The sequence below is a fragment of the Colwellia marinimaniae genome (assembly GCF_002207865.1).
Classification (GTDB): domain Bacteria; phylum Pseudomonadota; class Gammaproteobacteria; order Enterobacterales; family Alteromonadaceae; genus Colwellia; species Colwellia marinimaniae.
The window spans coordinates 1-8,274 of the sequence record NZ_BDQM01000058.1 but is presented as its reverse complement, the minus strand read 5'-3'; the positions used below and the strand labels follow the sequence as shown (position 1 = coordinate 8,274).

Genomic DNA, 8,274 nt, shown 5'->3' with positions numbered 1-8,274 from the left:
GAAAACAGCAAATAAGCTTAGTTGATACACCTTATTATCATTGTGTTTCTCGTTGTGTTCGCCGAGCATATCTATGTGGTGAAGATAAATTTACCGGACAAAGTTATGAACATCGACGTGCTTGGGTCGCCGATAAATTACAGGAGTTAAGTGACGTTTTTGCTATTGATGTCTGTGCTTATGCGGTCATGAGTAATCACACCCATTTAGTGTTGTTTATTGATGAGCAGCAAGCGAAGTCATGGTCAATGCATGAAGTGATTAGCCGTTGGCACCAGCTATTTAAAGGCACTTTGCTAACGCAACAATATTTACGGGGTGAGCCACTCATTGACACCTTACAACAGGTTGTCGAACAAACTGCCAAGGTTTATCGTCAGCGATTGATGGATATCAGTTGGTTTATGCGTATTTTAAATGAAACCATTGCTAAACAAGCCAATCGAGAAGATGGCTGTACAGGCCGATTTTGGGAAGGACGTTTTAAATCTCAAGCCTTGCTTGATGACGCCGCGTTAATAGCCTGTATGGCTTATGTCGATTTAAATCCCATTAGAGCTAAGAGTGCTAAAACCCCAGAAACATCCAAGTACACTAGTATTCAACTGCGAATAAAATCGGCGATTAAGGGTGAACAAGCGACACAACTACTGCCCTTTATCGGTAACCCAAGAAAGAACATGCCTACAGGTTTACCGTTTGAATTAAGTGACTATATACAATTGCTTGATTTAACCGGCCGATGTATTCGAGCCGATAAACGCGGTTATATTGACAAAGCCCAACCTGAAATATTAACCCGCTTAGGCATTAGTACCCAAAACTGGTTAGTATTAACCACCCAATTTAGACAATGTTTTCATGGAGCAGTGGGCAGAGCGCAAGCACTTACGGATTTTTGTGAACACCAACATTTGAAAAAACGAGCAACGGTGTCAATTTGCCAAAAGTTGCTGGCTTAACCATTAATCAATATGCCCCTTCTAAATAAATTACTCACTTAAGGCTAGTTATGCCTTTAATTGGGTGAAATCTCTGTTTTTACCATGATTTTACTTAGAGGCTAAATAACAAACAGCTAGAACATTATGACTTTTCACAATTTAGCTTATCAGTAAATAAGCCATTAGTTTTCACGATTGAAAACTTAGCTAAGGTATTTAACGTCCCACAAGAGAACAAAAATTAACTTTGTCTGTTGACCGTTAATCACACTTAATGAGCTGATTACTGCGGGTTTCATCTTTACCATCATGGTTGTTATCTGTGGTGGCGTAAAACCTGCCAGATCGCGCGACCACTATCGCTCTAGATTTATCTTGATAACCTTTCGGGCAATAACGCAGTGTGCCATTACTTAAACCAAATAAATGCCCGGTTGGCTGATAGGTTATTTTAGTTCTGTTTTTTGCATAAGTTAGTACATCACCAGACTTTATTGGGCCCTTAATGGCAATCAAGAGTTCATTGTTGGCACGATCAAATTGTTGATTGCCATTACTATCAATAAATACGCTCAGTTCTTCGTGCCAGTTGCTTGAACATGCGCCATTGCTTGCTATTGGGCAGATTATAACATTAGTGTCACTGCTAATGGCGTGATTACGCGCGGTGAGTAACAAGCGTGATAGCCGTGAAATTTCATTATCCACTCTGAGTTGGACAATAAAGTCGTTAAAGTTAGGTAAGGCGAGGGTAGTGAGTATCGAAGTAATACCTATACTGAGCATTAATTCGATTAATGTCATTCCTCGGCATAACTTAGATTGATGACGAGTTAGCGGGTTGCTAGTCGATTTGCTGTTTTGATCATACGGCTGAGTATCAAGCATAAAAAGTCCATTTTTATTAACTGCCTTGTGTTATTCAGTTATAGATAATAAAAATGGATTTAGCTAAGCCTAAAAGTATTTCAACAAATAATTAACCGTAAATGGTTGGTATTGCTTGTCTTTTATGTTGTGTTTTATTATACATAGTGATGATATGTTCACTAACTGCAGTGCTTACTTGTTTTCCTTCTAAGAAGTTATCCAATTGCTCATAAGTTATCCCTAGGGCATCTTCATCGGTTTTACCTGGCTCTAGTTCTTCTAAATCAGCGGTAGGTACTTTATCAACTAATATACTTGGTGCACCCAGTGCTCTAGCAAGTGCTCTGACTTGTCTTTTTGACAAACCAAAAAGTGGCGCTAAATCGCAAGCACCATCACCCCATTTAGTGAAAAATCCGGTGATATTTTCTGCACTATGATCAGTACCTAGTACCAAGCCACCAACAATACCGGCAATATGATATTGTGTTGCCATGCGTGCTCTGGCTTTTACATTGCCTTTAGAAAAATCTATATGAGCATCATTAGCTATTAAAATTTCAGCCTTACTCATTGCCTGTAAAACTTCATGATGAATACCCTCTACACCCACTTGTACATTAGTGGTTAAGCAATGGCTTGGTTGAATAAAGTGTATCGCTTGTTGGGCATCATCTTCATCGGTTTGTACTCCATAAGGTAAACGTACCGCGATAAATTGATAGCTTTTGTTATTACTATGTTCAGCTTGTTGCTCATTTAATTCATTAATAGCCAGTTGCGCTAAACGGCCACAAGTAGAAGAGTCAACGCCACCGCTTATGCCTAACACTAAATTGCTTAGCCCTGATTGTGTTAATTGTTTTTTGATAAAGGCCACACGGCGGTTTATTTCAAATTGAACATCAATTTCAGGGATAACTTTCATTTCTGCAATAATGTTTTGCTGATCCATAAGACTTCCTAGCAAGGCTTGAGTATAAAATATGTAGTTTTCACTAGTTTAACAAAATTAAAAGCCAATTGGATATTGCTAAATAGCAATAAACACGCTGTAATATCTTAATTGTTTAAATAAATACAACTTTAACTGACGAGCAACACAGATGAAAAAAATAGAAGCGATTGTTTATCATTGCTTGAAGCCCTGTAGAGTTAAGGGGCTGGCGTTCATTGTGTGACACTATGTGTGACAAATCAAGTTTTACATAGATAAGTATTTGTGAATATCTACTATTCACTAGTAAAAGGTGCGGTATGTCAGATATGGGCGGAATAGGCGGTATGATGTAAGTCGACCAGCCTACTCGTAGCCTTTTTATTGTCTTTTTCTTGATGATTACTCATTAACAAGTCCAGTTGTTCTCTATCAATATTTGGTAAGAAGTAAATTGAGCATCTTGGATTTCATCAAATAGATAATCTTCAGATTCATTCGCTTGCTCGGGCGATTCAAAATTCCAATCAATAAAGCTGAAAGTATGCAGCTCTTCTCCATATTCACTATGAAAATATGCTTCAAGCATTAATTCATCGCGCGCCTTTGCTGCTTTTAATGCAGTGTCATACTTACCAACTTTACGGCCATCGCCATCAAAGGCTTTATACCACCCCCATTTGGTTTGATGAATACCGCTGAAACCTTTAAGTAGTGGTGTTTTCTTTGCTAAGTTGTTTTGACGCTTAGTACAGCGCCTTAGATTACCTCTGGTATTGTTTAATGGGTTAGCATCAACATGGTCAACTTCTTGTTCTTCACTTGGGTCCATCAGTAACCTATGAATATATGCGCCAGTTCTATTGCTTCGGGCAACGTACTTGCCATCTTTACGCTTGTGAGCATAGAAGCTGTGCTCCTTTAGTATGCTTATATCACAAAGGCTGATTATGGTGGTCTTGTTGTTCGTTAGACCAACTTTGGCAACCAAGTGGCCATCAATAGTCATTATCTGAATGTTTTTCTTATGGCGTCCATAGCCATTTGTTAATCGAGTCACGTTAAATCCTTTTAAAACATGATGTTACATCGTGTAACATTTGAAAACGCGAATGTTGCAATTGAATTACACATAAACCTATTGTTTTTCAATAGGTTAAGATACCACGTAACATTGCGACAGTGTAACTTGGTATATTTACGCTCACACATACTTAGATATATAGAGAGTTAGAGTGGGGTATTACTGCTTTAATTAGCTTAAAGACTAGGTATACCAAGGGTTTTCGATGACATAGCAATGAACAATTAAGCTTTTTACATTTTTTCGTTAGTTCATATTTTCTTCTCTCAATACCTTACCAACTGTATTCCGGTGACAACCAACTTCATTGGCAATGGCTAAATGGGTTAGGTTGTCGTCCCTCAAGGCGATTATTTTTTCTCGTTTAATGCGTGTAATTCTATTTGTCTGCATGTTTCCTCCATGTTTAATTAGCTGACATCAATATTTTAATCGTTTTGAACAAGTACGAACTGATAAGCCAAGTTATTCACATCTAATTCAATATCTAATAACTTGTTAGTTATAAGTAAAGTAATGATAAACAACGGATTAACAACAATGAATATACCAACAAAACTTATACTGACAATCCTGATAACAGCGTTATCACTCATCCTTGAGTTTAATGAACGGAAGGGTAATTCATAATGGCAAATATTGGGTATGCGCGTGTGAGTACGGCAGGGCAGAGCTTAGAGGTTCAATTAAGTGCGTTAAGAGGCTGTGACAAGCTATTTAAAGAAGTAGATTCAGGAGCAAAGGCAGAGCGCATCGAACTTAATATAATGCTCGATTATGTACGTCAGGGGGACACAATAACCGTTACAAAGCTTTGCAGGCTGGCGCGTAACACTAAACATTTGCTAGAAGTTGTTGAATACCTTGATAAAAAAGGTGTATCCTTGGTAGTGCTAAACCTAGGTATTGATACCCGATCCCCGACAGGACGATTAATGCTCACGATGATAGGTGCGGTTGCAACCTTTGAGCGCCAGCTTTTACTTGAACGTCAGGCAGAAGGTATTGTACTGGCTAAACAGAAAGGTAAATATAAAGGGCGTAAACCAACGGCTAGAGCTAAACAAGCTCAGGTTAAATACCTGCTAGCTGGTGGTATGAGCAAATCACAAATAGCGAAAGAGCTGAGTATTAGCCTTTCAAGTGTTTATAGAATAAATAAGGATTAATATATTTGAATAAGTTATTAATAATCATATGCATAGTTACTTTGTTTGGCTGTAAAACTACACCAGTAGATAAACTTTCTACGGTTGAAGTAGAGGGAATGCTGGATTCTAATATCATAGAACTCTGTACTCAAAAAGGGTACGAAGTATCATCTATTGCTACTAAGCACTTGAAATACGACTATAGCACAATGTATTTTGGAACATTACTAGTATCTAGCACCAAATCGCAATGGGATCTAGTTAGTAATTCAGCTGACTTCGCTTGTACTAATATTGCAAGAGCAGGGGCTAGAGTCGAATCTGATAAAAGAGCCGTAACTAAAAATCTGATTGCAAAAAATACTAAAGATTTGGCTATAGAAAAAATGGAAGCGGTACGTCAGAAAAGGGGTACAAGTAGCCGGACAATGAAAGATCTTGGTATTGGAAAGACTAAAAGAATCCCATTATTTGATAGTCGAGTTCTAACGTTATGTAAAGATAAAGGTTTTTATTTAAAAAGCGATAGTTTAATGATGATTACATTTAGTCCATATAGGTATACAGACATTCATGTTGATTATGATCTATATGAAGCTTTTAAAATGAAGGAGTACGAAAGTAATATAGCAGTACTTCATGATATTTGTTACGAATATGCTGACAGTAAAAAGGTTTATACGAATAATTTAAAAGTTGATTTTGCATCAGAAGTTCTCTCTGTTCTTTCAGCTAAAAAGGCTGTAAAAGAACTGAGAAATAAGAGGTTAAAAGAAAAGGCTATTGCTGCGGAAAAGGAGATTCAGGCTGTAGAAGCGAAAAGAATTACAGCGGAGAAGGTGAGGGTTATTTCAGAACAAAATGCTATTGCTAAAGCTCAGAAGAAAGCTAAAATCAAAGAACTCAAAGCACAGCAATCTGTTTTCGTTGCTGAAATGAATCGTATCAATGATATTTTCCGTAGCCACGCACCTAAAAAGGTACAAGTAATTATCTCTCAAAAACTTGATAATGGAACTATGTTCGGTACTGTTAATGGTGAAATATCGGGCGTTCAGGACTATCATGGTCTAATTAACAATGCTGGCGCTTATCAATTAGAGGTTGTGAAGTTAGAAAATACTTTGTCTCGTAAATTAAATAACGGCTTCACTCAGACTATACCTGTTTACGGCATATCAACTAAGGGAGAGAAAGATTATTCAGAGTGGAAAAAGACAGCAGAGGCATTAGAACTAACTAGGCAATATAACGTAGCTAAAGCTTCTTCTATAGACCGACTGGATAGAATCGATGAACTTCGACGTCGCAAGTAAGTAATTAGACTATAGCCTAGTGAGAAACGAAAAAACCACCAAAAAGAATGTCTTTGAGGTGGTTTTGTCGTTTTGGCAAACAATTATCACAGGGTAGTTCCTATTAAAACCATCAGTTTAAGTATTTAACCTAATTCTTCATTTAGCTTAGCTTTAAGTGTAGCCATCACTGGTGCATCTATTACTTTTTCTAAATATGTTTTTAGTCTTACAACAGCATTAGGGTTTTTACTATATAAGTCGAATGACATTGTTGCGGCTTTATGTCCTAAAAGCATATTAGCGTCTGATTCAGCACAACCTATTTCTTGCAGGGCTGTTGCAAGCATGCCGCGGTAACTGTGGGTAGAATAATGACGCGCATTCCAACCCCACTTTGATTTCTTTCTTGATACTTTTATTGAGGATGAACTATATTTTCCTGTTGGAAATTTATATTCATTATCGGATGGACACTTGGCTAGAAGAGTTAACATGAGTGGTGTAAGAGGAATTTGTCTGATTGAATTTTTAGTTTTACCTTCGCGAATATATAAGCAACCATCACTTATATCACTCTTTTTTATATTCATAAATTCACCAAATCTCAAACCAGTAAGGGGAATTAAACGGTGAATGAGATATTCCCAATTAGCCATTTCTTCAGAATCTTTTAAGGCATTTAAATGTAGTGCTGGCGGTAAGTTTTGATAGCTATCTGTTTCTCCATCACCAGTTAATGTTTTTACATTTAAACCTGAGAATGGGTTTTTCCCTTCAAATTTATCTTCATTAATGGCATGTTCAACCATATTTTTTAGTCGTGAAACTCTACCTGATATTGTATTAAAAGCTAATTTGCTTTCTTGAATATTCTTTTTTATTTCCTGCCTGTTGAGCAGGTGAATAGGCGTATCTTGCATTGTTTTCGTTAAAAAATTAATTGCTTGCACGTAGCTTTTCTTTGCTGTTTCTTTAATGTTTTTATGGTCTGTCATAAATAGCTTGAAGCACTCATGTATATTTATTTGGTACTGTTCGGATGCTTTCTTTACCCTTAAATCGCTATTAGGTAATACGACTCCTTCATTTACAGCAGTAACATAAGCATTAATATAATCTTTATCGTTGTCTTTATTAACACTGTCTGGGCTTAATATGTTAAAGCTATCTGGAGCACTGTCTCTGTCTAATCGAAGATTAGCTAATATTTCTTGGTAACGAAGGTTTGAGCCATCAGTTGATAATTCATCAGCTTCAACTCTCAGTCTACCGATAATTTTATCTCTTTCGGTGCGAGCTTTCTTTACTGAGTCGGTTTTTAACGATATTCTTAGGTTATTACCGTACTTTGTTATCAATGGTTTAGATATTCGTAGGTTGAGATAATAAACTCCATTTCTACAAATTAGATATTGGTTTGGTTTCACTATTTTGTACCCAGTTTTGTGTGACATATTATATCCCTAACTCATTGAAGCGTTTAATTATATAGGATTACAAGCAAATGAAAAAGATAGAAGCGATTATTAAGCCATTTAAAATGGATGATGTAAGAGAGGCCCTTGGCGAAATTGGTGTTACTGGTATGACTGTTTCTGAGGTTAAAGGTTTCGGTCGCCAAAAAGGTCATACTGAGCTGTATCGTGGCGCGGAATACATGGTTGATTTTTTACCGAAAGTGAAATTAGAAATTGTTGTTGCCAAAGAAGATGTTGATCGTTGTGTTAATGCCATTTTAGCTACGGCGCAAACGGGAAAAATTGGCGATGGTAAGATTTTTATTACTGATGTTGAACGTGTTATCCGCATCCGTACCGGTGAAGAGAACCGCGAAGCTATCTAGTCTCGCTTCACAACTACCTTTAGTTCAGCATTACTGAGTAAACAAGCGAGACGCATAAACCCATCCATGGCTGAGGGATCCCCATTTCTTTATCTGAATTGTGCATCCGCGCATGCCTTTAACCCTCCTAGTGCTAGAGCAATGTCA

Annotated in this window: 9 protein-coding genes; 4 read left to right on the top strand and 5 right to left on the bottom strand. The window is 37.2% G+C overall.

The genetic code is table 11. The features are described 5' to 3' along the window. Positions 1–962: transposase (locus tag MTCD1_RS17710; RefSeq protein ID WP_088568985.1), on the top strand; the 962-nt coding region annotated here is incomplete at its 5' end. Positions 963–1,205: 243 nt separating this feature from the next. On the opposite strand, the gene MTCD1_RS17705 is transcribed toward MTCD1_RS17710, so the two are convergent. From MTCD1_RS17705 to MTCD1_RS21315, 4 genes are all read right to left on the bottom strand, one after another. After that, positions 1,206–1,832 carry a GspH/FimT family pseudopilin gene (locus tag MTCD1_RS17705; protein ID WP_057181847.1) on the bottom strand — a complete coding sequence of 209 codons (627 nt, stop codon included), beginning with the start codon at positions 1,830–1,832 and terminating at the stop codon, positions 1,206–1,208. 91 nt (positions 1,833–1,923) lie between these two features. Next, complete coding sequence (nadE, locus tag MTCD1_RS17700) at positions 1,924–2,769, bottom strand: NAD(+) synthase (protein ID WP_057181846.1); 846 nt, start codon at positions 2,767–2,769, stop codon at positions 1,924–1,926. 391 nt (positions 2,770–3,160) lie between these two features. Further along, positions 3,161–3,811, bottom strand: a complete 651-nt coding sequence (locus MTCD1_RS17695) for an HNH endonuclease (RefSeq protein WP_057181845.1) — start codon at positions 3,809–3,811, stop codon at positions 3,161–3,163. 270 nt (positions 3,812–4,081) lie between these two features. Further along, positions 4,082–4,228, bottom strand: a complete 147-nt coding sequence (locus tag MTCD1_RS21315; RefSeq protein ID WP_157447814.1) for a hypothetical protein — start codon at positions 4,226–4,228, stop codon at positions 4,082–4,084. A gap of 236 nt (positions 4,229–4,464) precedes the next feature. On the opposite strand from MTCD1_RS21315, the gene MTCD1_RS17690 reads away from it, so the two are divergent. Then, positions 4,465–5,004, top strand: coding sequence for a recombinase family protein (locus MTCD1_RS17690; RefSeq protein WP_057181844.1), 540 nt, complete (start codon positions 4,465–4,467; stop codon positions 5,002–5,004). Between the two features lie 5 nt (positions 5,005–5,009). After that, a complete protein-coding gene (locus MTCD1_RS17685; protein ID WP_057181843.1) occupies positions 5,010–6,302 on the top strand; it encodes a hypothetical protein in 1,293 nt (430 codons plus the stop codon). Between the two features lie 125 nt (positions 6,303–6,427). On the opposite strand, the gene MTCD1_RS17680 is transcribed toward MTCD1_RS17685, so the two are convergent. Then, on the bottom strand, positions 6,428–7,738 hold the full coding sequence (locus MTCD1_RS17680) for a tyrosine-type recombinase/integrase (protein WP_057181842.1): 1,311 nt from the start codon (positions 7,736–7,738) through the stop codon (positions 6,428–6,430). Between the two features lie 50 nt (positions 7,739–7,788). Here MTCD1_RS17680 and glnB point away from each other — a divergent pair, with 50 nt between their 5' ends. After that, positions 7,789–8,127 carry a nitrogen regulatory protein P-II gene (glnB, locus tag MTCD1_RS17675; RefSeq protein WP_057181841.1) on the top strand — a complete coding sequence of 113 codons (339 nt, stop codon included), beginning with the start codon at positions 7,789–7,791 and terminating at the stop codon, positions 8,125–8,127. Positions 8,128–8,274: the final 147 nt, after the last annotated feature.